Source organism: Campylobacter showae CC57C (assembly GCF_000344295.2).
Taxonomy (GTDB): domain Bacteria; phylum Campylobacterota; class Campylobacteria; order Campylobacterales; family Campylobacteraceae; genus Campylobacter_A; species Campylobacter_A showae_B.
In genome coordinates this window covers 1-1,911 of record NZ_AOTD01000184.1, presented here as the reverse complement: position 1 = coordinate 1,911, position 1,911 = coordinate 1, and the positions used below count along the sequence as shown (strand labels likewise).

At 46.9% G+C, this 1,911-nt stretch carries 1 pseudogene; it reads right to left on the bottom strand.

What is annotated here, in order from left to right:
* Positions 1–253: 253 nt before the first annotated feature.
* Positions 254–1,591, bottom strand: a pseudogene (locus tag H740_RS07015) (class II 3-deoxy-7-phosphoheptulonate synthase).
* Positions 1,592–1,911 lie beyond the last annotated feature (320 nt).

The window sequence follows — 1,911 nt, the reverse complement described above, 5'->3', positions numbered from 1 at the left end:
GTAAACATCGCTCATTGATTCTCTCCGATTTGATAATTTTTCATTAATGTAGCGAAAATTGTATTAAATTTTAAGAAATTCGCGAAATTTGGGGTAAATTTAATTTTAAAAAGACAAAAACAGTCAAATTTGAAAGATAAAAGGCGAGCTGGGGCAAATTTGGCTTGTTTAAATTCGGTAAATTTGAGAGCCAAATTTGAAACGCGTCAAATTTAAAGGGGCGCAAATTTCATCAAATTTACGCCCAGTAAAGCTAAATTTTCTTTAAAAACTCTGCGATTAAAAATGCGAGTTCTAGCGACTGATCGGCGTTTAGGCGCGGGTCACACTGCGTCTCGTATCTGTGAGCTAGATCGTCCTCGTTTAGTTAAAACGACCCGCCCGTACATTCGGTCACGTCCTGGCCCGTCATCTCTAGATGCACGCCGCCCGCATGCGTGCCCTCGGCTCGATGTATCTCGAAAAAGCTTTGCACTTCGGCTAGGATTTTGTCAAATTCGCGCGTCTTGTAGCCGTTTGCGGCTTTTATCGTGTTGCCGTGCATCGGATCGATGCTATAGACGATATTTAGCCCTTCGCGTTTTATTTCTCGCAGGATTTTAGGTAGCCGCTCGCCGATTTTATCCGCGCCCATTCTGATTATTACGTTTAGTCTGCCCGCTTCGTTTTGCGGATTTAGCGCATTTGCGAGCGCGATGACATCCTGCGCGGTTGCGTTTGGTCCGATTTTGACGCCTAGAGGATTGTGTACGCCGCTTAAAAAATGCACGTGAGCGTCGCTTACGCCGCGCGTGCGCTCGCCGATCCAGAGCATATGCGCCGAGCAGTCGTACCAGTCGCCGGTGAGGCTATCCTCTCTCGTTAGAGCCTCCTCATACGGCAACAAAAGCGCCTCGTGCGAGGTGTAGACCTTGGTTTCGCTAAGCGCGGGAGTATTTGAGGCGTTTATGCCGCAAGCTCCCATAAACGCTAGAGTTTGGCTCAGCTGCCTGGCTAACTCGCCGTATTTAGCGTCAAGCTCGGGCTTTTTGATAAAGCCCAGATTCCAGCGATTTACCTCGTGCAGATCGGCTAGACCGCCGCGAGAAAAGGCGCGAAGCAGGTTCATCGTGGATGCGCTTTGATAATACGCTTCGATCATGCGGTTTGGATCGGGCACGCGAGCCTCGGCATTAAATTCAAAGCCGTTTATGATGTCGCCGCGGTAGCTAGGTAGCTTTACGCCGCCTTGTTCCTCGTAGTCCGAGCTTCTAGGCTTGGCAAACTGACCTGCCACGCGCCCTACTTTTACGACGGGGCAACGTCCGGCAAACGTCAAAACGATCGCCATTTGTAGCATCACCTTAAACATATCGCGGATATTTACGGCGTTAAAATTTGAAAAACTCTCCGCGCAGTCGCCCCCTTGTAGCAAAAAGGCCTCGCCGTTGCAAACTTTTGCGAGGTCTTGCTTTAGATTTCTAGCCTCGCCGGCAAAAACTAGTGGCGGCATCGTCTTTAGCTTATCCTCGGCCTTTTTTAGCAAGGCCTCGTCGGGGTAGCTAGGCTGCTGCAAGATATTAAATTTTCTCCACGAATCTCTACTCCACATCTTTAAACCTTTTTTAAAAATAACCCCGATTTTAACTAAAAGAACTTTTATTACAGATAAAATTTCAAATTTTACCCCCAAATTTGCCCTCGCTGCGCATTTTTGAGTCACATAAGCTTTGATTAACGACAAATAAATATAATTTCGCCAAAAAAGCGGAAAAATGCAAGACAAAAATCAAACCAAAATCGGCTTCATCTACGGCCTGTCGGTCTTTATGATCTGGGGCGTTTTTCCTATTTATTTTAAACAACTCAGCGCGCTTTCGGCTACCGAGATCGTCGCTCACCGCATCCTTTGGTCGGTGCTACTTTTATTTT